Here is a 22,731-nt window from a genome sequence, read left to right on the forward strand (position 1 = left end):
GGCGGTTCCGATCCTGATGCGTTTGAGAAAAACCGTGCTATTGAAGACCGCCGTAATGAAGACCGTTTCCATTTTATTGAATGGACCAAGACGGCGTTTGAAAATGTTGATGTGATTCCAGCCGGTAACGGCATCATGCACCAGATCAATCTGGAGAAAATGTCACCGGTAATTCAGAACCGTGATGGCATTGCCTTCCCGGATACCTGTGTGGGTACAGACTCGCATACACCACATACCGATGCATTGGGCGTGATTTCAATTGGTGTGGGTGGCCTGGAAGCTGAAAATGTCATGTTGGGTCGTGCATCGTGGATGCGTCTGCCGGACATTATTGGTGTGGAACTGGTTGGTCAGCGTCAGGCAGGCATTACTGCAACTGATATCGTATTGGCTTTAACTGAATTCTTGCGTAAAGAACGTGTGGTGGGTGCGTATCTTGAATTCTTTGGTGAAGGTGCGGACAGCATGTCGGTAGGTGATCGTGCAACGATTTCCAACATGACCCCTGAATATGGCGCAACGGCTGCGATGTTCTACATTGACCAGAACACCATTGATTATCTCACCTTAACCGGTCGTGAAGCAGATCAGGTGAAACTGGTTGAAACTTATGCCAAAGAAATTGGTCTTTGGGCATCGGACATGAAACAAGCAGAATATCCACGTGTGTTACGTTTCGACTTGTCGACCGTGACCCGTAATATTGCAGGTCCATCAAATCCGCATGCGCGTGTATCGACTGCTGACCTGAAAGAAAAAGGCATTGCCGGTGTGGTTGAACACCGTACCGATGGTTTAATGCCGGATGGCGCGGTGATTATCGCGGCCATTACTTCATGTACCAATACTTCAAATCCGCGTAATACTGTTGCAGCAGGTTTGTTGGCTCGTAAAGCCAATGAGCTAGGTTTAACCCGTAAGCCTTGGGTGAAATCATCTTTTGCACCGGGTTCTAAAACAGCAGCACTTTACCTTGAAGAAGCAGGTGTATTGCACGATTTAGAAAAACTCGGCTTTGGTATTGTGGCGTATGCCTGCACTACCTGTAACGGGATGTCTGGCGCGCTTGATCCAAAAATTCAGCAAGAAATTATTGACCGTGATTTGTACGCAACTGCGGTACTTTCAGGTAACCGTAACTTCGATGGTCGTATCCATCCTTATGCAAAACAGGCATTCTTGGCATCTCCGCCGTTAGTGGTTGCTTATGCGATTGCCGGTACAATTCGTTTTGACATCGAAAAAGATTCACTTGGCAATGATAAAGATGGTAATCCAATTTACTTAAAAGACATCTGGCCATCGGATGCTGAAATTGATGCATTGGTTCAAAAATCAGTGAAGCCTGAACAGTTCCGTAAAGTTTACATTCCAATGTTTGATTTGGGTGAGCGAGAAAAATCGGTAAGCCCACTGTATGACTGGCGTCCGCAAAGTACTTATATTCGCCGTCCGCCATATTGGGAAGGGGCATTGGCTGCACCGCGTACTTTAAGCAATATGCGCCCGCTTGCGATTTTAGGTGACAACATCACCACCGACCATTTATCTCCATCGAATGCGATTGTGTTGGACAGCGCTTCAGGTGAATATTTGGCGAAAATGGGTGTGCCTGAGGAAGACTTTAACTCTTACGCAACTCATCGTGGTGACCACTTAACTGCACAGCGTGCGACCTTGGCAAACCCGAAACTGTTTAATGAAATGGTGCGTCGTTCAGATGGTACGGTGAAGCAAGGTTCGAAAGCGCGTGTAGAGCCTGAAGGCGAAGTGATGCGTATGTGGGAAGCGATTGAAACTTACATGAACCGTAAACAGCCTTTGATTGTTATTGCAGGTAAGGATTATGGTCAGGGTTCTAGCCGTGACTGGGCTGCGAAAGGTGTGCGTTTAGCTGGTGTGGAAGCGATTGTTGCTGAAGGCTTTGAGCGTATTCACCGTACCAACCTGGTCGGTATGGGCGTGTTGCCGCTTGAGTTTAAACCGGGTACAGACCGCAAAACATTAAAGTTAGATGGTACAGAGCTATATAGCGTGATTGGTAATATTGCGCCACGTTCGACTTTAACTTTAGTGATTGAACGTGCTACAGATGATGGTAAGGAACAGATTGTTGAAGTGCCTGTAACTTGCCGTTTAGATACCGAAGAAGAAGTTTCTGTATATGAAGCGGGTGGTGTATTACAACGCTTTGCACAGGACTTTTTAGAAGGGCAAGTGGCTTAAACTTTGTTCTAAAAGTTATTGATATTGTTTGAAAAAAACCCTACTGTGAAGTGGGGTTTTTTATAGATAGATTAAAATGAAAATGCTTAAAGAAGATTTAGAATTTTTAACAACGTTGGCTCAAGAGTTTTTTAAACAAGAAGATATAGTTTATAAACTTAATCAATTTTTAGACAATCAGATAAAGGGATGGGAAATATGGCTGCAAGTTGAGTTTGCGTTATTTTTATTTAACCACCCTAATGTTTCTGAGATCGAAAGAGAAAAAAGATACGAATTAGATAAGAGAATGTCTAAAGATAAAGATATCTGCTCAATTGATTTTCTAATTCGTCAAAAATATAAACAAAGCTCAATTCCATTAGAAATAAAGCAACATGAAAATGCTTCGAACTGTATTCGTTATATGCTTAAAGATATTGAAAAATATGAAAAAGTTAGAGATTCAAGTACAACTACGGGGCGTTCACTTTGGTGCTTAGGTTTACATCCTACGGTAGAAGATGATTATTTAGCAAAATTGATCAATGAAAATAAATTCAGGGAAATTAATCCTGATTTTGTAATTTCCAAAGTAATTGAAGGAACTAAGTTTAGCTTTACTCTGCTTTAAATTTAGATTCCAAGTAGCGCATAATTTTGAGCAAAACTGTAATTAAAAAATGGCTGTACCTGTCTTTAGATACGGAAGAAGAAGGAGATGTATATGAAGCAGGTGGTGTGTTGCAGCGTTTTGCACAGGATTTTTTAGAAGGGAATGTTTAGAAAACATCCCTTGACCTTGAGACATATATGGAGCAAAGGGAAAATCCCTCCTTTTAAAAAGGAGGGATTAGAATTAAAGTGATTGATGTTATTCAATAAAATACTTTAATGTACATTTTTGATTTTTTGAGTTTCCTTTAAATGCAGGGTTTTATTGCACCATTTGTTACATGTGTTTATTGCAACGATTTTCTAAATTTTGAATCTTCGATTTTTGTAGATTTTATGCAACATAAACCTACAGACTGCCCGACATGTCAAAAAAATATTAATTGGTTTGATGTAGTGAAGAAAGGGATCTTTGATAATTTTATGGAGAATGCCGCATTAGATTTATGTTGGATGTAAAAATAGTATTTTTAATTTTGTCATAGAGCCTAATACCCCTAAAAAATTAGATTTCGAAAATTATGGAATTCCATCAAATGCACGAATTCTATTTATTAATTATACGCTTCAAGGTGGTAATTTATTTCCAATAGAAATGCATGGTAATACATCAACATTAAGATTTAAAAAAAATAAGGTTTTACTTTATCCAAGACCTTTTGATAAAAGCGAACAGTTGATGACAACAACAGTGAGTGTTCTTGTAAGTTGGTTCGTACCGAATGATTTTGATAATACTTTATTGAATTTATTGGAGGCTTTTGAAGAATATATACATGGTAATTATTTATCTGTTTTTATGCCTGCAAATGTTGCGATTGAAAACATAATATATCGAATAATGGATGAGTTTTTAAAAGAGTTTGCTAGGGTAAAAAAAGTTGAAGAATTTTTAACTAATAATGCTACTTATGGACATCAACTAAGTATTTTATTGCTAATGTTTTTGAGTATTAAACAACAGGAAAAAATTCCAGATTCTATGATGGGAAATTTAAGCAGATTAAGAAGATTACGGAATGAATATGCTCATAATAGAAAATTTACCGTCTAAGTATGAAATTGCTGAAATATTAACGTCGTGTCTTTTTGTTTTTCATTATATGCAGTTTTTATATGCAAATATTTATAAAAAGTAGTTATCTGATGTGTATATATTTTCTTTGCCTATCTGCCACCATCATCTGTCGAAATGGACAATAGACAATCATCATAAGAGGGTTATACTGGATGCACCATTTCTAAAAACACATGGAGAACAAAGATGGTTACTGCTGGCGAAAAACCCGGAATAGGTTTCTATTTTTGTGTTCAATGCGGACATCGCGTTTACTTAGAAATTGGTACAGACCGTTTACCCCCGTGTACCAAATGCCTTGGCACTGAATTTAAAAATAACATTGCCTAAGCGACATTCATAAAACAGAGATCCCTGTTTTAGATAAAAGCCCTATTACTCGATAGGGCTTTTTTGTTACTTAAGCATAGCCATTTATAGCTGATGTTTGTTTGAGAATTAATCAAATTACCCCCATCTAAAATCCTAAATTTATAGTGTTTAGGACTGTTCAGTTGCAACATTATCTTGATCTCAATCATGACTCTGGTGTTGCCAATTATGAACTCGGCAATGAATTTATTCGGGTTCAATTCAAGAAAAAATCAAAAATCTATACTTATAGTTATGCCAGTGAAGGCTATCAACATGTTGAAAACATGAAACAACTGGCACAGTATGGCGACGGCTTAAATGCTTATATCAATCAAAATGTTCATCAACTTTATATGAAATAGCAGAACTCAATTTCATGGCTTAAATATTGCTTGATAAATACGCCCGAGTGGCGAGCATCGACTCAAGGGTAAATGCTCGTAGCAAAGGGGAAAATACATTTAACAAAGCAGCAGGGAGAATTAAAATGGAACAAGCCAGCGAAATAATGGAAATTGAAAAAACACCAAAATATGTGCATTTAATTGCAGGTTGGCCTTTTATCTTGGTGCTATTTGGCGGCTTAATTGGCGGTGGATTGGGTGGACTGGCTTATCTCATTAACTTAAAAATCTACAATTCCCAGCTCAGCAAAAGCAATAAAATACTGGCCAATATGATGTGTGGTATGGTCGCCATCAGCGCATGGTGGTTTATTGCTGGTGCAGTTCAAGACACTTTCTTTAATTCTTAACGGTCATTGGCATGTATATGGGAACATGAAGATTCTCATGTGTACCAATTGCTAAACATACAAAAATAAAGCGTATGACTCTGCCAAAGGAAGAATGGGGAAATGCAAATTGAGAAAGTAAAAATTATCTAAAAATATGAATAAATCGCAATAAAAAGCGATAATTTATAACCTTATGATTAAATATTTCGTAAATATTAATTTTTAAGAAAATAATTTCCAGAAAATATTTAAATTGGCTTTTCTTAGGGAAATAATCCCGAGCCTAACTTGGTAAATTATATCTCAAGGGTGTGACAGGGATCGAAAAGAGTAGATTGCTACCAGTTGCGTATAACGTGAGTGTAGTACTTACCCAAAAGGTCTCGATTCGGCTTAGGACGCTATAGATCACGAGTTTATAGGCATAAGGTTATCGCTTACAAAGCTATAATTGTTGAAGTTAAACAATATGTTTTCCCTAACACCCTAAAAAATTCTCTACCGAATAAAAAACAATAAAAATATAAAAATAAATTAAAAATCATAATCATACAATAGATTTTAAACCGAAAAATGTAGATACAAATCAGCAACTCATTTCAGTATATCAAATCTGTTATTTTAGAAATCATAAGCTACCACGCAGAGAATCAATATGAATCTCGATTTTTGGTTTCGTTTTTTACTTTCTTCCGTACTGATCAATTACATCATATTAATGATCTGGTTTTTGGCGATTATTTTTGCCCGTGACTGGATTAAACAAGTACATGGGAAATGGTTCAATCTGTCAGATACGACCTTCGATGCAATTCATTATGGAGGGATGGCAGTCTATAAAATTGGCATTTTACTGTTTAATTTAGTGCCTCTAATTACTTTATATTTTATGGATAAAAGTTAAAATTTAAAAACCATCTTAAAATCTTAAATACAAAGTAAAATGCACTACTATCACAATAATTTAATCAATATTTTCATAATGTTGCATTACATATAAAAACTGAAAAATCTAAATTAAAGTCATAACTAAAAGGAGTTTAGTCAGATGAATCAGCTCAAACCGGCACTTATTTTAGGCATTTTTATCTGCTTGGGGATGGTTATTGCGGGATGGATTTTAGGCAGTAGCGCACTTAAAATTAAACAATATGAACGCATTGTTTCGGTCAAGGGTTTGTCTGAACGTGAAGTGAAAGCCGACGTTGCGGTTTGGCCGATTCGCTTTAGCTCTGCCAGTCAAGACCTGACGCAGTTGTACGACAGCATGGAAATAAACACCCAGCAAATTCAGGCATTTTTAAAAAGTGAAGGTTTTACTGCTGAGGAAATTACCACAGCTTCACCAAGTATTACGGATAAATATGCCCAGCAATATGGGGGGAATGAAAATGTCGCACTACGCTATACCGCAAATCAAACCATAACTGTGTATACCCACAAAATAGATGCAGTACGTGCTGCACAAAGTCGCCTGGTGGCTTTGGGTAAAAAAGGTATTGCCTTTGGCGGAGATGATTCTGGGCAAACAACCGAATATTTATATACCAAACTCAATGACATCAAACCTGCCATGATTGAGCAAGCCACCGAAAATGCACGCAGTGTTGCAGAAAAATTCGCCGCAGATTCTAAAAGCAGTTTAGGAAAAATTAAATCAGCCAATCAGGGGCTGTTTAGTATTGAAGATCGGGACAGCAATACGCCGTATTTGAAAAAAGTACGTGTGGTTTCAACGGTCGATTATTATCTTGCGGATTAAAGCGATAGGTTCGCCTATATTAATTGACACTCTAATCTGAGCTTGTTATTTTCGCCCATTCTCCCCAACGCTGTATCCTCATGCCTATCAACGACAACTTTGTTTATATGCCGCCACAAGAAGCACTTTCTATCATTTATGAAGATGAAGATCTGGTGGTAATAGAAAAACCTGCAGGGTTGTTGTCCGTTCCGGGACGTTTGCCTGAACACCATGACAGTGCCTATTTGCGTGTTTTGGAAAAATATCCCCATGCCAAAATCACCCATCGTTTAGATATGGCAACTTCGGGTATTCTGATGTTTGCCAAACACCGTGATGCAGAAGTGGCGGTGAGTAAAATGTTCCAGGCGCGGACGGTAAAGAAAAACTATATCGCTTTGGTACAAGGCAAGCTTGAAGATGAGGGAAGTGTCGAAGTTCCACTGATAACCGATTGGGAAAATCGTCCGCGTCAAATAGTGCATTTTGAGTTGGGAAAAGCTGCCAAAACCCTGTATCAAGCTTTGAATTATTTTGAAGCTGAGGATATTACCCGTGTATTGCTTACACCTATTACTGGACGTTCGCATCAACTCCGGGTGCATATGCAATATATTGGACATCCGATTACTGGTGATAAGTTGTATCACCCAGAACCCTACCAAAGTCCATTAAAACGTATGGCTTTACATGCAAGTTATTTGGCATTTAAGCAACCATTCACGGGGGCGAATGTTGAAATTAAAGGTAAGGTGCCGTTTTGATTTAGGTATGAAAATACAACGCTGCATGATACGAAGTGTATATTGATTTAGGGTGCATCGGTTGGAATGAGCAGCATCTATACGAGCTGAAGTTAGGGATAAAAAATAAGAAAATTTAAAATATTGTTAAATAATTAATAATTTGAAAAATATAGTTTTTTTTATATTTATTTATCAAGTTTATGGGATACAAATAGAAATAATATCCCTAGTTTTGGCGATTGAAAATCGACCGGAAAATGACTAGTGTAGAAAGTGGAGCTTTTGGAATAATAATAATGATTTACCTATCAGTCATAGCTGTCATAACAATAATTATTTTAGCAGTACTGCTTTATCGTGCAATGAAACTGGTCAAAGACAAACGGGCTAATCTGGAGTCTTTACAAGCCAATCTGGATCACGCACGAAAAAATTTGGCTGCATATGAACAAAAAAATGATGAGCTGTATCATGAATTAAATAGGCTTCGTGCAGAGGCGGGAATTTTAAGGAATAAGGTTGAAAAACTCAGCCAGTTTCAACATATTTTAAACATTGAACAGTATGTAGCCGAACGACAAAACCAAGTTGAGAACTTTGTGGAAGCGACCAAAATTGAAGCAGAGTCATTGCTATTGGGTATGAAAGCTTATATTGAGAAAGTGAGGCATTATCTGGACAGTTATGAAAAAAATAGCAAGCAGAAACTGGAAATAGAAGCCCGAGAACAATTACATGGTTTCTATAATCAGGCCATGCAACAGCAAAATTTAACCGCCATTTCGCGAGCACTAGAACATAAAATTAATGGTTATGGCACTGAGTATTTATTTCCTGCTCATACACTCTTGGATGAATTGATCGACTGATATGACCATATAGATTCAGCACTTCATTTAGAAGAAGTTCGTCGTAAAATAAAAAATGCCATTGATCATCATAGTGTTGGTGATTGTGATTATGTTGAAGAAAAGCGCCGTCTTTCAGCTATTGCTTTGGTGACCCATGTTTTTAACAGTAAAGCTGACTTATATTTATCACGCTTACGGCATGACAATTTGGGTGAGCTTATTCAATCGCTTCAAGATGATTTTATTCTGATCAATCATTATGGTGCGGCATTTAGTTATGCACGGATTCATGAGTCATTTTTAAGCTTGCGTTTAGAAGAATTGAAGTTTGCAGCATTGGTTTTGGAGTTCAAAGAAAACCAACAAGAACAGCAAACTCAAATGCAAGTGCACATGATGGAAGGCTAATGAAGGGTATAGTTTTGAGTGGATAAAATAAAAATATACTTTAATGAATGAGCAAGAGAATGGATCTTTTAAATCGCCAAACTGAAACAAACTTGAGCTAATCTGCGTACAATGATATAGATTTAAATGATTATGATAAGGAAACTCTCCATGACACGCGATTTTGAACAATTCCCAGATGACGAAAATGGTAACGTACTTTGGCAAATGGCTGAAGATGGTGATGATCTGACGGAAGCGCATGAAATTGAATTTTCGATTGCTTTTCAAACACAAGAGCAAGCTGAAAAATGTGCGCTTTATTTGCTGAAAGAAGAACAAAAAATCAGCCTGTTTGAAGATGAAGAGGCCGATACACTAGAGTGGATTATCACTATTTATGTGTATATGGAACCTGACTATTCAGACATCGTCGATATTGAAGAATGGTTCACTAAAATTGCTGAACAACACGGCGGTGAATACGATGGCTGGGGTTGTATGGCATATGTCTATGACGATGAAGACATGGAAGATGAACTTCAAAGTTAATTCAAATGATTGAATAATAATCTAAAAATAGTGTCTGGATTCTAGTAGAGCTGAAGTCATACTAAGTCCTGTTGAATGAAATACCAGAAAACCCTGACGGTGCAAACGGTTAGGGTTTTTTAATGTCCTAATATTTGGCAAAAAATAAAACATAATGGGCTTGAACTGAAAAGGGTATGAGGCTAATAAGGATTTTACTTACAGTAACTCTGTAGAATTTCAGCACATAAAATCTTAAATATACAGAGAAGGGTAAAAATAATAAGGATATTAACGTGAATAAGGAAAAAACTCTAAATTCGGAATCTCCATCCCCTCCAGTAAATGATGAAGCTCAGACCAAGCATGTTTTACGTGTAATGGCGGGATTTGTGATTGCTGTACTGATTATTTTAGCCCTGTATTTTGGAAAAGATATTCTGATTCCTTTGGCGCTGTCGGTGCTACTAGCATTTTTACTTGAACCTTTAGTATCACGCTTAAAAAAATGGGGCTTACCGCAACTGCCATCGATTGCACTTGTGGTGCTATTTGCCTTAAGTGTCTTGGGTGGGGCTGCAACTTATCTCGGTTATCAACTGGGGAATTTAAGCCAGGAGTTGCCGCAATATCAGGACACCATTAAACAAAAACTCGATTCGCTAAAAAGTTTTACTTCTGGACCCAGTGTATGGGACGGTGCTATCAGGACCATCGATACGGTTGAAAGTTCGATACAGCAGGTTACCCCAACTGAGAAAAAAGAGGGTGTGCAACAGGTAGAGGTGGTGGGGCAGGAATCCAGCACCACTGAAACTGCAATACAGTGGGGTGCGAAAATTCTTCATCCCTTAGCGACAATAGGGATTGTTTTTCTGTTTGTAGTGCTGATTTTACTGAGTCGCAAGGATTTGCATGACCGTTTGTTGAAATTGCTGGGTGGTAATTTAAATGTCGGTACAGATGCACTGGATGAGGCCGCAGATCGGATTGGAACCTATTTGCGGATGCAGTTGTTGGTAAATGTGACTTATGGTCTTCCCATGGCATTGGGCTTATGGCTGATTGGCGTGCCTGCTGCCATGATGTGGGGAATTGTAGCGATAGGAATGCGCTTTCTACCTTATGTCGGTCCAATGATCTCGGCCTTATTTCCCATTACCTTGGTATTTGCAGTCGATCCAGGCTGGAATATGGTGCTCTGGACGATTGGGCTGATTCTGTTACTGGAATTGATTAGTAACAATGTGATTGAACCGTGGTTATATGGAGAAAGTACCGGTCTTTCCACTTTGGCGATTATTCTTGCGGCGACATTCTGGACCACGCTATGGGGGCCTGCTGGACTGATTCTCTCAACCCCATTGACGGCGTGTTTATTGGTATTGTCCAATTATATTCCGGCATTGGGATTTATTAAAATCCTGATTGGTAGTGAACCTGTACTCACGCCACCGGAACGGTTTTACCAGCGCTTGGTTGCTGATGATGTAGATGATGCCCTTGAAGTTGCAGAGGATTATATTGAACAAAAATTACCGAAAAAGCCCAGTGAGGAAGTTGTGGTTCGTAAGGTAAATAGCTTTTATGATGATGTCGCCATCCCAGCCATTCGTTTATTTTCACAAGGGCATAGTACTGAAGCAAGCGCGGAACATCGTTTAAGAATGCATCAAGGCTTGAAGTTGTTTAATCATGATTTTCAACACAAGTATCCGAGTCCAAAGACAGGAGATCCAATACAAGTGGTGTGCCTGGGAGCACGTTGGGAAATTGATGTGCTGACATCTTCCATGTTGGCACATGGTTTAAGCCTAAGAAAAATTGCAGCGCAAAGTCATAGTGAAGTATTGATTCAATCAAAAATAGATGTGTTTGAGTCATTATCAGAAGATGTTCAGGTGATATGCATTTCTATATTTCATCAGCAGCCTTTGGCACAAATTCGCTTGTTGAATCATCGCATCCGCAAACGCCTGCCGAATACAAAAATTATTTTTGCCACATGGGGCAATGTCAGCGATGAACTACGGGATGAGATTCAAAACCGTTTTCAACCGGATGCTGTAGTATCCACGGTGAATGAATTGATGCTGAGTATTGATGCCTTGATGCTACAACAAGGTGAAAACCCCGCACGTGAATTGCTTGCTGAAAATGAACCAGAACGTTTGGCTGCTTTGCACGAATTGCAATTACTTCAACCTGAAACTTTATTAATCTATCAGCAATATATTGAAGAAGCCTGCCAGGCATTTAATGTGAAGTATGCGCAAATTTCCTTGGTCGATGAAATATGGGTGAATACCCCAGCCAGCCCGCTGGCGGATGAAAATCAGAATCCGATAGAAGCGGGCATTCCTCGGGAAGAATCCATTTGTACCCATTTGGTTCATCAAAATGAAGCACTGATTATTGAGGATATAGACCGAGATCCACGTTTTAGCCACAACCCCGAGTTGAATAAAAATAAAATCAAGTTTTATGCTGGTGTACCTTTGCGCAATAAGCAAGGCTTGGTATTAGGCAGTTTATGTATTTTGGATAAACAGATTCGGCATATGAGTGAAGATGATTTGGTTTTATTGAACCAGCTTGCAGAAGATTTAATTCAGACGTTAAGTAATGACAGGGCGCAGGCACAAAAGTTAGAAGAAATTGCAAAGTTGCAACAGGCAGAGCCTACTCAAGGTTTATCAAGCTGACGAATGTTATCGCTTGGAATTATACAGGCTAAAGCGGGTTGGTCAGCTAAACACGTTCATCCGTATCTTTTTAATGATAAAAAAATTGTGAATTTCACATGCTCATTTATGAAAAAAATAATCAGACCCATACCAAAGCCATACATAATTATAGACCAACAGCCTTAGACTGAAGAAATAAAACAACAAAAAGCAAGGAACAAGAAATGCCTAATACTGTCAAACTTCACCGTGTATTTAGCGCACCACCAGAACGGGTATTTAAAGCCTTTATTGATCCTGATGCCTTGGTGAAATGGATGGCACCGCATGGTTTTACCGCAAAAGTTCATCATTTAGATGCGAAAGTGGGTGGCACCTATAAAATGTCCTTTAGTAATTTTTCTACCAGTTCAAGCCAGTCGTTTGCTGGAACTTATCATGAAATTATTCCTAACCAATTGTTACGTTATACCGACCAATTTGATGATCCGAACTTACCGGGTCAAATTGAAGTCACTATTCAATTCAACCCTGTTTCTGTAGGAACCGAAGTTTATATCACCCAATCCGGGATACCAGATGTGATACCAGTAGAAGCCTGTTATTTGGGATGGCAGGAATCATTGCAACTGCTCACTTTATTGGTTACTCCTGAAATACCGGATCAATAGAAGTGAATGCAATGAATGCGATGCAGATTCAAATCAAACGTGCCTATGCTGAAGTTTTACCCTCAGATGGCAAACGGATTCTAGTCGATCGACTTTGGCCCAGAGGCATCAAAAAGGAAGAGGCTAAAATTGATCTATGGCCCAAGGAAATTACGCCATCGACTGAACTTCGAAAATGGTACGCGCACGATCCCGAACATTGGGAGGTCTTTCAACAGTGCTATAGAGCGGAACTTGTTGAGCAAGCGAAGATGCTGCAGCAAATTAGAGAGATGGCTAAACAGGAACAAGTCACTTTAATTACCGCTGCAAAAAGTAAAGACTATAACCATGTGATTGTACTCAAACAGGTTTTAGAAGAGAATTAAAATTAATCTTGCCTACTTTTATTCCATGAAATAAATAGGGGTTTAAGCGAGAGATTGACTCGTAAAATGCTATAGTAGAGTTTTTGAGGTTTTTTATGTCTTTGCCAAATTGCCCAAAATGTAATTCAGAATATGCTTATGAAGATGGCGATTTACTGATTTGTCCAGAATGCTCTTATGAGTGGAAAGAGGGCGAAAGCAGCGCTGAAGCAGCAACGATTATTAAAGACTCAAATGGCAATGTCCTTGCCGATGGCGATACTGTTACCCTGATTAAAGATTTGAAAATTAAAGGTTCTTCATCTGTGATTAAAGTGGGAACCAAAGCGAAAAACATTCGTTTATTACCTGACTCAAGTGATGGTCATGATCTTGATTGTAAAGTTGATGGGTTTGGTGCAATGAAATTAAAATCTGAATTTGTGAAAAAAGCTTAATTCACACAGATTAAAAATCAGAAAGCTCTAGCTGAAATGCTAGGGCTTTTTTATCAGGCTAGAATTAGTTTGAGAACCGTTATTTTTGTGGATAGATATTTCTAGATTCAGTTTTATGCAAAGGGTGTGGTCATTCTGATTCTTTCTTTTATAAACAGCGGCACTGTTGATTAAACATTGATTCATTGCCTTTATGATTGAGTAAATGACATGGTATAACAACCGCAATCATCTGAAAGAATTTTTGTTATGCCACACATCCATCTGGAATATTCAGACAATATTGAAAATCTGGAAACCAAACCTATCCTGCTTGCATTGAACAAAGCCTTAGTAGAAGGCGCATATGTAGGCTCTGCGAATGATGTGAAAAGTCGTGCCATTTGCCAGCATGATTATGTCATTGGTTTTGGGGATGCGTCACAAGCTTATGTACATGCCAAAGTCTCTTTATTGACTGGACGCAGTGTGGAATTACAACAGGAAATTTCACAATTGTTATTAACCACACTCGAGCAGCATTTGCCCAAACAAAGCCAAACGAGCTTACAGATTTGTGTGGAAATTTTGGAAATGCAGAAAGCCACTTATTCTAAGAAAGTTATCTAGATCTGAATAGTGATCAAGAGACTAGGTCTCCTCTTATTCTCTTGATCTTTATTTTTTATTGCATAAATTTAAGCCAAATTTACCTTTGTAAAAAACGCACATTTATTCCATCTAGATAGAGATGTTGATGATTACAAAACAGCCACATTAAAAAGCTAAAAATTATTTATATTTTATAAAGCAACCATATGTTTTCAAAACTAAAAATAAGATGTTTTTATAAATTTAAAAATAATAAAGGGGTTTTTATATGGCGGGATGGTATGAAATTAGTCAAGTAAATGATGGGCAATATTGCTTTGTGTTAAAAGCTGGAAATGGGGAAGTGATTCTGAGCAGTGAATTATATAAGGCAAAAGCTTCTGCACAGGTTGGCATTGAATCGGTTCAGAGAAATAGTCTAGATGATAGCCGTTATGAGCGCCTGCAAGCGAAAAATGGTAAGCCTTATTTCAACTTAAAAGCTGCGAATTATCAGATTATTGGTCGCAGTCAATTTTATTCAAGTGAGCAATCACGTGAGAAAGGCATAGAGTCAGTCAAAAATAATGGCTCTACGACCAAAATCAAAGAACTGATTGCCTAGTTTCAAATGATGTGCATCATAAAGCATGTATTTATACATGCTTTATTTTTTAGGAGCACCATAAAACCCAGATTTTAGCGACTAAAATGAGTGCAAAAAAAAACCTGATCTCATACGACATAAAGTCAGTTGATGATCAGGTTTATCAACATAATATTTTTTAGAAGCGCTTAGGAATTTTCTGCCCATTGGGCACCGGAGTTTCTGCTTTTTTAAGTACTCCAAACAGCCAGGTTTCTGCATGATTCACGGCTTGTTTTAAATCATCACCTTGTGCCAAACGACCTGCAATAAAACTGGCCAATGAGCAACCTGAACCATGGTATTCACCTTCAAGGCGTGGACATCTGGTTTCAGAAACTAATTTACCATCCATATATAAAGCATTGCGGATATAGTCCGGCGTATCTTCATGTCCGCCTTTGACTAAAACGGCTTGAGCACCCATTTCAAAGAGTTTTGCAGTGGCCTGGTCAATATCTTCAATACCGGTTAATGCACGAAGCTCTACTGTATTAGGTGTCAAAACTGTGGCAAGTGGAATCAGTTCGACAAAAGCTTTGACCAGTGTTTCTTGATTGCCCAGTGAACCCCCGCTATTGGCAACCAGTACTGGATCGAGCACATAGAGATATTCAGGATGTTCGCGTAAAAATTCTGCTAAAGCTGCAATATTATCTGTAGTGCCTAACATGCCTGATTTCACGCATTTAATCGGTAAATCACCCACCACTGCATTGGCCTGAGCCATCAATAATTCTTTTGATGTCGCTTCAAAGCCAAAGACTTGTTGCGAGTTTTGAATGGTGAGGGCAGTACAGGCAATTGCTGCATGTGCACCACTTTGACCAATCGCTTCAATATCTGCCTGCAAGCCAGCTCCACCCGATGGATCTAAACCAGAAAAGCAAAGTACAGTAGGGCGCACAATGATGTCCTTAAATCACTAAATTTACGTTAGTATAGGCAACTTTGAGCCAAGTCTCGATAGTATTTGTTAAGTAAAAATTTAAGTTGAAGGGTCAGTCTGTGATTAAAAATATTTTGATTGATTTAGATGGAACATTAACTGATCCAAAATTGGGTATTACCACCAGTGCGCGTTACGGTTTAAATAAAATTGGTCATCCCATTGCCGATGATGTCAATATTGACTGGATTATTGGTCCACCTTTGCAGGCATCTTTGGCGAAAATTTTAAATGTGCCGGTGGATGATGTTTTGGCTGAACAGGCCTTGATGGGCTATCGGGAACGTTTTGCTGTGACCGGCTTGTATGAAAATCATGTTTTTGAAGATGTAGCTGCAACTTTGCAAACCTTGCAGCAAAAAGGTTTCCGTTTGTATTTGGCTACGGCAAAACCTCAAATCTATGCCAAGCAGATTTTAGAACATTTTGATCTGCTGCAATATTTTACATATGCTTATGGCAGCGAGCTGAATGGTGAGCGTACCAACAAGGGCGATTTGATTGCCTATATCCTTGAAAAGGAAAAGTTAGATCCAGCTGAATGTGTGATGGTGGGTGACCGTGAGCATGATATTTTTGGTGCTCGCAGCAATGGTATAGACACCATCGCAGTGGACTATGGTTATGGTTCTGATGTAGAGCTTACTCAGGCAAAACCTAAAGCACGGATAGCCAAATTTTCCGATCTGCTTCAATTTTTTTGATCACTCAATACAAGCAATTAGTTCCTTTAGTATCTCCCCTGAATCAAGCTTTTGGGACTGTTAACGTAGGTCCAGATAAAAACTTTCCTTCACTTCTTCCATGACAATATAACTGTGTGAGGAAGCGGAGGAGGGAAGCTTTTTCAGCAGATCACCCAAAAGACGTCGATAGGCACTCATTTCCTTTAAGCGTGCTTTTACCAGATAATCAAACTCACCCGAAATCAGATGACATTCCAAAACTTCAGGAATTTCCACCAAATCGCGTGCAACCTGATCAAACACATCGCCTGATTTGGCCGATAGTTTGATTTCTAAAAATACCAGCAAGTTGCGATCGACCAGTTGCGGGTTCAGCCGCGCGTAATAGCCCATGATGATGCCATCGCGTTCCAGGCGTTTGACCCGTTCCGAACAGGGGGTGGTGGACAGGTTGACCCGAGATGCCAATTCGCTGATGGCAATCCGTCCATCGCGCTGCAAAATATCTAGAATCTGCTGATCTATACGATCCAATTTACGCATTATGATTTTCCTTTTTTTAGAATTTTTTCGCGACAAAACTATCAAATTGCCTAGATTATAGTGCTTAAAACAGTGAAATAAACTATCAATCAAAAAATATACTAGTTAAATAAACTAATATGCGTTAGGGATAAGCAATGCGTGTAATTGTCTTAGGTAGTGGTGTAATCGGGGTTGCAAGTGCGTATTACCTCGCACAACAGGGAGCAACCGTTACTGTCCTGGACCGTCAAGCGGGTCCTGCTGAAGAAACCAGTTTTGCCAATGCAGGTCAGGTTTCACCGGGTTATTCGACGCCATGGGCAGCACCCGGTATTCCATTTAAAGCTGTCAAGTGGATGTTCCAGCATCATGCTCCTTTAGCGATTAATATCGACGGCAGCATGTGGCAGCTGAACTGGATGGCACAGATGCTGAAGAACTGCAATCCACACAGTTATGCAATTAATAAAGAGCGCATGACCCGGGTAGCGGAATATAGCCGTGACTGCCTCAGAGAGCTGCGCAAAGAGACCGGCATTCACTATGAAAACCGTTCTAAAGGCACATTGCAAGTTTTTCGTAATGAAGCGCAATTGGACATGGTTCAACGTGACATTCAGGTGTTAAAAGAATGTGGTGTGGAGCATGAACTCCTGCTCAAAGATGATCTGGCCAAAGTGGAACCTGCCTTGGAATTTGCCAAAGATAAACTGGTCGGTGGCCTGCATTTGCCAAATGATGAAACCGGCGACTGCTACCTATTTACCAATGCACTGGCAAACTTGGCCAAAGAGCTGGGTGTAGAGTTTAAGTTCAACCAAAACGTTGAAAAACTGGTGGTTGAAGGTGATGACATCAAAGGTGTGGTGGTAAATGGACAAGTCCTCACCGCAGACCGTTATGTTTTGGCCTTTGGCAGTTATTCACGTGATTTCTTAAAACCACTGAACCTGAATTTGCCGGTTTATCCGGTGAAAGGCTATTCACTCACCATTCCAATTATCGACCCTGCATCTGCACCGCAGTCTACAGTGCTGGATGAGACTTACAAGATTGCGATTACCCGTTTTGATCAGCGTATCCGTGTCGGTGGCATGGCTGAACTGAGTGGTTTTAATCATGGCTTGAATCAGGATCGCCGTGCAACTTTGGAAATGGTCACCAAAGATTTATTCCCAGGTGGAAACCTTGCAGAAGCCACATTCTGGACCGGTTTGCGTCCAATGACACCGGACTCTACCCCGATTATCGGCGCAACGCGTTTCAAAAACCTGTTCCTTAACACCGGTCACGGCACGCTGGGATGGACCATGGCCTGCGGTTCAGGCAAGCTCATCAGTGACTTGGTGATGAATCATCAACCGGGCATCAGTACCGAAGGCTTGTCGATACAGCGTTATCCTTCAGCTGCCTAAGACATATTCGGACATATAGATTCAAGGAAGAAGAAACATGCCACGTCCTATAACTGCAGTGATTCATCGCCAGTCACTGCAGCATAATCTCTCTATTGCACGTCAAAAAATGCCGCAAAGCCAGGTCTTTGCGGTAGTGAAAGCCAATGCCTATGGTCACGGCATTGAGCGCGTGTATGAGGCATTTAAGCAGGCAGACGGTTTTGCACTGTTAGATATTGCCGAAGCCAGACGTATTCGTGCCTTAGGCTGGAAAGGACCCATCTTATTGCTTGAAGGCATTTTTTCCGAGCAAGACCTGTTTGACTGTGATGAGCTGAATTTGAGTTTTACCCTTCATAGTCAATATCAAATTGAATGGTTGGCCCGATTCCCCAGAGCAGCGCAGTTTGATGTGTATTTAAAAATGAACAGCGGCATGAACCGTTTAGGTTTTGTGGCTGAATATTATCGTGATATCTGGCAACGCTTATCTCAACTGAATAATGTTCAAAGCATCACTCACATGATGCATTTCTCGGATGCAGATGGTGAACATTTGGGCCGTTCTGGTATTGAACATCAGTGTCAAATCTTCGATGCCATCACACATGATTTACCGGGCGCACGTTCCGTATGTAACAGTGCTGCCATTCTTCGCCATGCAGATTTAAATTCAGATGTGATCCGTAGCGGCATCATGCTGTACGGCAGTTCTCCCGATTTCCCTGCACATACAATTGATGACTGGAATTTGCAGCCTGCGATGAGCCTACGCAGTGAAATCATTGCTGTTCAACAGCTTAAAGCGGGTGATAGCGTGGGTTATGGCTCGAGGTTTGTTGCTGAACAGGAGATGCGTATTGGCATCGTAGCTTGCGGTTATGCCGATGGCTATCAGCGTCTGAGCAAAACTGGAACGCCAGTATTGGTGAATGGCCAGCGCAGCCATTTAATCGGCCGCGTCAGTATGGATATGCTGGCAGTCGATTTAACCACTATTCCTGATGCGGATGTGGGTAGTGAGGTGGTGTTATGGGGGAAATCCTCCCAAGGCGTTGTGCTGAGTATTGATGAGGTCGCAGCAGGTTCAGGCACCATTGGCTATGAGCTGATGTGTGCAGTCACGGCCAGAGTCAATTTTGTTCAAGATTAAATCTTCAAAAATCAAACCATTCATATAAGGAAATGTATATGTCAGCTGACAACATTCAAAAATTCAACAGTAATGATGTCATGAGCGCTGTGACGGTATTTAATCAGGTGGTCTATCTTTCTGGACAGGTGCCGAAAAATACCGATAATGATGTGGCCGGCCAAACCCGTGAAATTTTAGCCACGATTGATGAACTGCTGGCTTTGGCTGGAACGGATAAATCCCGGCTGCTGTCTGCACAGCTTTATATTAAAAATCTCGCTGACTTTTCAACTGTCAATGCCATTTGGATTGACTGGATGAAAGGTTGTACTCCTCCTTCACGTGCCACCATTCAGGCCGATCTAGTCAATCCGGACTGGTTGATTGAAATTGCTGTAACGGCGGCACAGCCTTAATGTAAAAATCTCCCCATATGGCAGCAAAGCGGTTGCGACTGCTTTGTTGCCTAGCGTGTAAATGTTGCTGGTTGGGATGACTGGCAATGTAAAGCACATGGTTTACACGCAATCGTATGTTAAAAGGATGTTCAGTTATGACCACTAGACCACGAGCAGACGATGCCCAGGCATCCTCGCATGAATTACAACGAAAACTGTCCAACCGTCACCTGCAACTCATTGCCATTGGTGGCGCGATTGGAACAGGCCTGTTTATGGGCTCAGGCAAAACCATCTCCCTGGCTGGGCCTTCAATTTTATTGATCTACATGATCATTGGTACCATGTTCTTTTTCCTGATGCGAGCATTGGGTGAAATTTTACTGTCTAATCTGCATTACAAATCCTTTATCGACATGGCGCATGACCTGATTGGCCCAGGTGCAGGCTACTATATTGGCTGGTCGTACTGGCTCGGTTGGGTACTGGTTGGCATCGCGGATCTGGCCGCCATTATCAACTATTTAGGCTTCTGGCTGCCTGAAGGTATGGCCTTTACCCCATCCGGACAGGCCATGATTAGCGTGGCCTGTGTGTTGCTGGTGCTCGGCATTAATATGCTTGCCGTGCGTCTGTTTGGTGAAATTGAATTCTGGTTTGCCCTTATCAAGATTTTGGCCATTCTCGGGCTGATTGGTATTGGTGGTTTTATGGTGTTTAACCATTTTCATGCACCAAGTGGTTCATTTGCCAGCTTTAGCAATGTCTGGTCACATGGTGGCATGTTCCCGCAAGGCGGCAGCGGATTCCTGGCGGGTTTTCAGATTGCCTTATTCGCTTTTGTGGGTGTGGAACTGATTGGAACCATGGCAGCAGAAACCCAAGACCCAGAAAAGAACCTGCCTAAAGCAATCAACGCCATTCCCACCCGGATTATTTTGTTCTATGTTTTGTCGCTATTCATCGTGATGTCAGTAACACCGTGGAACCAGATTCCTGCGGATCAAAGCCCGTTTGTGTCGCTGTTTATGCATGCAGGCATTGGTGTAGCAGCCATTATCATGAATCTGGTGGTGCTGTCATCGGTCATGTCATCCATGAATAGTGGTGTGTTTTCAACATCGCGCATGCTGTTCGGTTTGGCTCGAGAAGGGCAGGCACCCCAAAAGTTGGCGCAGTTGTCCAAGCGTGCCGTGCCTGCAAAAGGTTTATTGTTCTCTTGTGCCTTTATTATGGCGGGTGCAGCACTGCAATACTTTGTGCCGAATACGGTTGAGGCTTTTACTTTAGCAAGTTCGCTGTGCGTGATTTTGTTTATCAGTATCTGGAGCATCATCATGGTGTGCTATATCCGTTACCGTAAACTGCGTCCGGAGCTGCATGCCAAGTCAACCTTTAAAATGCCGGGCGGAATCTGGATGTCCTATGTGGTACTAATATTCTTGTTCTTTACTTTGATTATTTTAAGTCTGGAAGCCGATACCTTGCGTGCCCTGACGATCAGTCCATTGTGGCTGTTAATTCTGGCGGTGACTTATCGTGTATTGTATTTGCCACGTATACGAAAGCGTAGTGTAGAAAGTGTAGAGGCATAAAGCTTTAACAATAAAAAATCCCCGACTGATCGGGGATTTTTTATTGTGATCAGAATGATTTGTGAATCTTCCTCCATCTATTTTCTAAAAAAACGAAAGAATTATTCAATTGATTAAAGCTGGGGTACGCATCGCTGATAAAACTTACTTTGATGAGAAGCATATTCAAAATAAATTGAATATATACCAAGGCAGAGAAGAGATAAGCTAAGACTAGCGAAGACTGAAACTGTGATAGATGATAAAAGGATGATAAGCAAACAAGAAATCATCCATAACAATGCACGTCTTTTATTCTGGTTTATAAATGCCTGAATCTCTTGATTCGATATTGGGGTGGTTGGAGTCTTCCAGAGTTCAACATGGGTTGGTTCATTGCTAAACTTTAGCTGTCGGTATTTATTGTAAGCAGGCTGCAATCCATCATGTTTCATAAAGAAATCTGAATAGGATGCGAAAATATAATTTTCGATTTGTTCCAAATTCGGTGAAGTTGAATAGACACTAAAGTCTTGATCTAAACCTTTAAATACAAGCTGAAAATCCCCTGTATATTCATCGCGGAAAAAATAAATCGACAACATAGATTCAGGATAAAAATAACTTGGGTGTAATAGGTAGTTTTCATGCCGTTGCCATAGCGGATGATTATGAAAGTGATGAGTTAGAATTGGTAGTTCATCAGGATTTTTATGATAAGCCCGTATTTGTAGCAGTAATGCAAAATCAGGAGTAAGACACACTTCAACCGATTGGCCTACGAGTAATTCAGATTTAATATCTAGGGGTTGAAAACTTAAGAAATCGGGATAGGCAATATTAAATTTCTTTTTATGGGACTGATTTTCTAAACCATAAAACTCAAACTCAATTTCAAGCTGTTTTAACTTTGCATCATATTTTGAAACTTGAGTGATCTTACCGAATGTTTTTAGATATTTTTCACCATATAGGTTTCTTGTTTTTCGAACATATAGCCAAATTCGTAAGCCTTTAATTTCATTTAAGGTGAATAACAAAAGGAAGAGCAAAAAAATATTCCTTTGTGGATCATTAGAATTCCACAAAATATAAAGAGCTCCAATAGCAATAACCCAATGAAAGATAGATTTAATTTTTTGATAAAACTTGATCTTTGGGTCATGCAATTTTTTAAAGTTTTTGACGGCATCCAAATACAATTTTTGATTTTCTGGCATCGTCGCTGTTTTAAGTTCTGCTGATGGAAATTCTTGCATAGCTGACCTTTTATTTTTCATGATCTTGTTTTTCTTTTACTAAGAAAAAGAATACGTTCTGAATTTTCCAGAATAATCTCTTTTTGCTGTATATAAGTGAGCTGAATTTCATTTTTTAT

General features: G+C 40.0%; 26 protein-coding genes and 1 pseudogene. 24 read left to right on the forward strand and 3 right to left on the reverse strand.

What is annotated here, in order from left to right:
• The 19 genes and pseudogenes from acnD to HLH16_RS02125 form a co-directional block, all read left to right on the forward strand.
• On the forward strand, positions 1-2,229 hold a 2,229-nt coding region (acnD, locus tag HLH16_RS02040), incomplete at its 5' end, for a Fe/S-dependent 2-methylisocitrate dehydratase AcnD (protein WP_171528044.1).
• Between the two features lie 76 nt (positions 2,230-2,305).
• Entirely contained in the window at positions 2,306-2,842 is a 537-nt protein-coding gene (locus HLH16_RS02045; protein WP_214646592.1) for a hypothetical protein, read from the forward strand.
• A gap of 65 nt (positions 2,843-2,907) precedes the next feature.
• Positions 2,908-2,994 (forward strand): annotated as a pseudogene (locus HLH16_RS15830) (hypothetical protein); the annotation flags it as partial.
• A gap of 484 nt (positions 2,995-3,478) precedes the next feature.
• Positions 3,479-3,937 (forward strand): hypothetical protein, encoded by a 459-nt coding sequence (locus HLH16_RS15685; RefSeq protein ID WP_250850212.1) that lies wholly within the window; start codon positions 3,479-3,481, stop codon positions 3,935-3,937.
• A gap of 183 nt (positions 3,938-4,120) precedes the next feature.
• Entirely contained in the window at positions 4,121-4,291 is a 171-nt protein-coding gene (locus HLH16_RS15610; RefSeq protein ID WP_350643128.1) for a zinc ribbon-containing protein, read from the forward strand.
• A 164-nt stretch (positions 4,292-4,455) separates the two neighbouring features.
• Positions 4,456-4,677 carry a hypothetical protein gene (locus HLH16_RS02060; protein ID WP_171528045.1) on the forward strand — a complete coding sequence of 74 codons (222 nt, stop codon included), beginning with the start codon at positions 4,456-4,458 and terminating at the stop codon, positions 4,675-4,677.
• Between the two features lie 125 nt (positions 4,678-4,802).
• Positions 4,803-5,069 (forward strand): hypothetical protein, encoded by a 267-nt coding sequence (locus tag HLH16_RS02065; protein WP_171528046.1) that lies wholly within the window; start codon positions 4,803-4,805, stop codon positions 5,067-5,069.
• A gap of 637 nt (positions 5,070-5,706) precedes the next feature.
• Complete coding sequence (locus tag HLH16_RS02070) at positions 5,707-5,955, forward strand: DUF6868 family protein (protein WP_171528047.1); 249 nt, start codon at positions 5,707-5,709, stop codon at positions 5,953-5,955.
• A gap of 144 nt (positions 5,956-6,099) precedes the next feature.
• Positions 6,100-6,813, forward strand: coding sequence for an SIMPL domain-containing protein (locus tag HLH16_RS02075; protein WP_171528048.1), 714 nt, complete (start codon positions 6,100-6,102; stop codon positions 6,811-6,813).
• Positions 6,814-6,893: 80 nt separating this feature from the next.
• Positions 6,894-7,559 (forward strand): RluA family pseudouridine synthase, encoded by a 666-nt coding sequence (locus tag HLH16_RS02080; RefSeq protein WP_171528049.1) that lies wholly within the window; start codon positions 6,894-6,896, stop codon positions 7,557-7,559.
• 239 nt (positions 7,560-7,798) lie between these two features.
• On the forward strand, positions 7,799-8,410 hold the full coding sequence (locus HLH16_RS02085; RefSeq protein ID WP_171528050.1) for a hypothetical protein: 612 nt from the start codon (positions 7,799-7,801) through the stop codon (positions 8,408-8,410).
• 9 nt (positions 8,411-8,419) lie between these two features.
• Positions 8,420-8,800 (forward strand): SNIPE associated domain-containing protein, encoded by a 381-nt coding sequence (locus HLH16_RS02090; protein ID WP_502707630.1) that lies wholly within the window; start codon positions 8,420-8,422, stop codon positions 8,798-8,800.
• Positions 8,801-8,950: 150 nt separating this feature from the next.
• Positions 8,951-9,331 carry a ribonuclease E inhibitor RraB gene (locus tag HLH16_RS02095; RefSeq protein ID WP_171528052.1) on the forward strand — a complete coding sequence of 127 codons (381 nt, stop codon included), beginning with the start codon at positions 8,951-8,953 and terminating at the stop codon, positions 9,329-9,331.
• A 275-nt stretch (positions 9,332-9,606) separates the two neighbouring features.
• Positions 9,607-12,015, forward strand: coding sequence for an AI-2E family transporter (locus tag HLH16_RS02100; protein WP_350643830.1), 2,409 nt, complete (start codon positions 9,607-9,609; stop codon positions 12,013-12,015).
• 206 nt (positions 12,016-12,221) lie between these two features.
• Positions 12,222-12,668, forward strand: a complete 447-nt coding sequence (locus tag HLH16_RS02105) for an SRPBCC family protein (RefSeq protein WP_171528053.1) — start codon at positions 12,222-12,224, stop codon at positions 12,666-12,668.
• 20 nt (positions 12,669-12,688) lie between these two features.
• Positions 12,689-13,036: a DUF488 domain-containing protein gene (locus HLH16_RS02110; RefSeq protein WP_171528099.1), complete on the forward strand. Its 348-nt coding sequence runs from the start codon at positions 12,689-12,691 to the stop codon at positions 13,034-13,036.
• 95 nt (positions 13,037-13,131) lie between these two features.
• Positions 13,132-13,473 carry a zinc ribbon domain-containing protein YjdM gene (locus tag HLH16_RS02115; protein WP_086194609.1) on the forward strand — a complete coding sequence of 114 codons (342 nt, stop codon included), beginning with the start codon at positions 13,132-13,134 and terminating at the stop codon, positions 13,471-13,473.
• A 249-nt stretch (positions 13,474-13,722) separates the two neighbouring features.
• Positions 13,723-14,082 (forward strand): 5-carboxymethyl-2-hydroxymuconate Delta-isomerase, encoded by a 360-nt coding sequence (locus tag HLH16_RS02120; protein ID WP_171528054.1) that lies wholly within the window; start codon positions 13,723-13,725, stop codon positions 14,080-14,082.
• Between the two features lie 250 nt (positions 14,083-14,332).
• Positions 14,333-14,668 (forward strand): YegP family protein, encoded by a 336-nt coding sequence (locus tag HLH16_RS02125; protein ID WP_171528055.1) that lies wholly within the window; start codon positions 14,333-14,335, stop codon positions 14,666-14,668.
• A 160-nt stretch (positions 14,669-14,828) separates the two neighbouring features.
• Here the strand turns inward: HLH16_RS02125 and HLH16_RS02130 are convergent, their stop codons facing one another.
• Positions 14,829-15,596 carry a hydroxymethylpyrimidine/phosphomethylpyrimidine kinase gene (locus tag HLH16_RS02130; protein ID WP_171528056.1) on the reverse strand — a complete coding sequence of 256 codons (768 nt, stop codon included), beginning with the start codon at positions 15,594-15,596 and terminating at the stop codon, positions 14,829-14,831.
• A 101-nt stretch (positions 15,597-15,697) separates the two neighbouring features.
• On the opposite strand from HLH16_RS02130, the gene HLH16_RS02135 reads away from it, so the two are divergent.
• Entirely contained in the window at positions 15,698-16,342 is a 645-nt protein-coding gene (locus tag HLH16_RS02135; protein ID WP_171528057.1) for an HAD-IA family hydrolase, read from the forward strand.
• A 60-nt stretch (positions 16,343-16,402) separates the two neighbouring features.
• On the opposite strand, the gene HLH16_RS02140 is transcribed toward HLH16_RS02135, so the two are convergent.
• A complete protein-coding gene (locus tag HLH16_RS02140) occupies positions 16,403-16,867 on the reverse strand; it encodes an Lrp/AsnC ligand binding domain-containing protein (RefSeq protein ID WP_086197651.1) in 465 nt (154 codons plus the stop codon).
• A gap of 137 nt (positions 16,868-17,004) precedes the next feature.
• Here HLH16_RS02140 and HLH16_RS02145 point away from each other — a divergent pair, with 137 nt between their 5' ends.
• The 4 genes from HLH16_RS02145 (at position 17,005) to HLH16_RS02160 (ending at position 21,374) form a co-directional block, all read left to right on the forward strand.
• Positions 17,005-18,264 (forward strand): D-amino acid dehydrogenase, encoded by a 1,260-nt coding sequence (locus HLH16_RS02145; RefSeq protein ID WP_171528058.1) that lies wholly within the window; start codon positions 17,005-17,007, stop codon positions 18,262-18,264.
• Between the two features lie 37 nt (positions 18,265-18,301).
• The gene (gene alr / locus HLH16_RS02150) at positions 18,302-19,399 is read left to right on the forward strand and encodes an alanine racemase (RefSeq protein WP_171528059.1); all 1,098 of its coding nucleotides are present in this window, start codon (positions 18,302-18,304) and stop codon (positions 19,397-19,399) included.
• Positions 19,400-19,437: 38 nt separating this feature from the next.
• Positions 19,438-19,797 (forward strand): RidA family protein, encoded by a 360-nt coding sequence (locus HLH16_RS02155; protein ID WP_214646594.1) that lies wholly within the window; start codon positions 19,438-19,440, stop codon positions 19,795-19,797.
• Between the two features lie 137 nt (positions 19,798-19,934).
• Positions 19,935-21,374: an amino acid permease gene (locus HLH16_RS02160; RefSeq protein WP_171528060.1), complete on the forward strand. Its 1,440-nt coding sequence runs from the start codon at positions 19,935-19,937 to the stop codon at positions 21,372-21,374.
• Between the two features lie 113 nt (positions 21,375-21,487).
• Here HLH16_RS02160 and HLH16_RS02165 read toward each other — a convergent pair whose 3' ends face one another.
• Positions 21,488-22,612, reverse strand: a complete 1,125-nt coding sequence (locus HLH16_RS02165) for a hypothetical protein (protein ID WP_171528061.1) — start codon at positions 22,610-22,612, stop codon at positions 21,488-21,490.
• Positions 22,613-22,731 lie beyond the last annotated feature (119 nt).

Source organism: Acinetobacter sp. ANC 5378 (assembly GCF_013004315.1).
GTDB lineage: Bacteria > Pseudomonadota > Gammaproteobacteria > Pseudomonadales > Moraxellaceae > Acinetobacter.

Bases quoted from the DNA above. Each gene is read 5' to 3' on its own strand.
- HLH16_RS02045 (WP_214646592.1), top strand. From the start codon at position 2,306: ATGAAAATGCTTAAAGAAGATTTAGAATTTTTAACAACGTTGGCTCAA.
- HLH16_RS02095 (WP_171528052.1), top strand. From the start codon at position 8,951: ATGACACGCGATTTTGAACAATTCCCAGATGACGAAAATGGTAACGTA.
- HLH16_RS02070 (WP_171528047.1), top strand. From the start codon at position 5,707: ATGAATCTCGATTTTTGGTTTCGTTTTTTACTTTCTTCCGTACTGATC.
- HLH16_RS02065 (WP_171528046.1), top strand. From the start codon at position 4,803: ATGGAACAAGCCAGCGAAATAATGGAAATTGAAAAAACACCAAAATAT.
- HLH16_RS02110 (WP_171528099.1), top strand. From the start codon at position 12,689: ATGCAGATTCAAATCAAACGTGCCTATGCTGAAGTTTTACCCTCAGAT.
- HLH16_RS02160 (WP_171528060.1), top strand. From the start codon at position 19,935: ATGACCACTAGACCACGAGCAGACGATGCCCAGGCATCCTCGCATGAA.
- HLH16_RS15685 (WP_250850212.1), top strand. From the start codon at position 3,479: ATGCATGGTAATACATCAACATTAAGATTTAAAAAAAATAAGGTTTTA.
- HLH16_RS02115 (WP_086194609.1), top strand. From the start codon at position 13,132: ATGTCTTTGCCAAATTGCCCAAAATGTAATTCAGAATATGCTTATGAA.
- HLH16_RS02155 (WP_214646594.1), top strand. From the start codon at position 19,438: ATGTCAGCTGACAACATTCAAAAATTCAACAGTAATGATGTCATGAGC.
- HLH16_RS02125 (WP_171528055.1), top strand. From the start codon at position 14,333: ATGGCGGGATGGTATGAAATTAGTCAAGTAAATGATGGGCAATATTGC.
- alr (WP_171528059.1), top strand. From the start codon at position 18,302: ATGCCACGTCCTATAACTGCAGTGATTCATCGCCAGTCACTGCAGCAT.
- HLH16_RS02145 (WP_171528058.1), top strand. From the start codon at position 17,005: ATGCGTGTAATTGTCTTAGGTAGTGGTGTAATCGGGGTTGCAAGTGCG.
- HLH16_RS02120 (WP_171528054.1), top strand. From the start codon at position 13,723: ATGCCACACATCCATCTGGAATATTCAGACAATATTGAAAATCTGGAA.
- HLH16_RS02165 (WP_171528061.1), bottom strand. From the start codon at position 22,612: ATGCAAGAATTTCCATCAGCAGAACTTAAAACAGCGACGATGCCAGAA.
- HLH16_RS02105 (WP_171528053.1), top strand. From the start codon at position 12,222: ATGCCTAATACTGTCAAACTTCACCGTGTATTTAGCGCACCACCAGAA.
- HLH16_RS02075 (WP_171528048.1), top strand. From the start codon at position 6,100: ATGAATCAGCTCAAACCGGCACTTATTTTAGGCATTTTTATCTGCTTG.
- HLH16_RS02140 (WP_086197651.1), bottom strand. From the start codon at position 16,867: ATGCGTAAATTGGATCGTATAGATCAGCAGATTCTAGATATTTTGCAG.
- HLH16_RS02080 (WP_171528049.1), top strand. From the start codon at position 6,894: ATGCCTATCAACGACAACTTTGTTTATATGCCGCCACAAGAAGCACTT.
- HLH16_RS02085 (WP_171528050.1), top strand. From the start codon at position 7,799: ATGACTAGTGTAGAAAGTGGAGCTTTTGGAATAATAATAATGATTTAC.